This is a genomic window from Bradyrhizobium sp. Kon10, from assembly GCF_055807395.1.
The window spans coordinates 1-244 of record NZ_JBVVOZ010000349.1 but is presented as its reverse complement, the minus strand read 5'-3'; the positions used below and the strand labels follow the sequence as shown (position 1 = coordinate 244).

Below are 244 nucleotides of genomic sequence, written 5' to 3'. Positions count from 1 at the left end.
CGACTTCCATCCCTATTGGGGCGTGCCGCAGTCGATCCTCGTCAACGAGATGCTGCCCCGGCTGCGCAGGGATCCCGGCTATCTCGACCGCGCCGGCTACGAAGTGATCAACGGGCGCGGCAAGCGCATTCCCTCCTCCTCGGTCAATTGGGGTGCCTATGGCGCGAAAGTACCTTATGGCGTGCGCCAGCTGCCGAGCGAGGCCAATGCGCTGGGCGAACTGAAGATCCTGTTCCCCAACAAG

Annotated in this window: 1 pseudogene; it reads left to right on the top strand. The window is 63.5% G+C overall.

Annotated features, from left to right (window positions below):
* Positions 1-244: pseudogene (locus AC0L2O_RS37345) on the top strand (L,D-transpeptidase family protein); the annotation flags it as partial.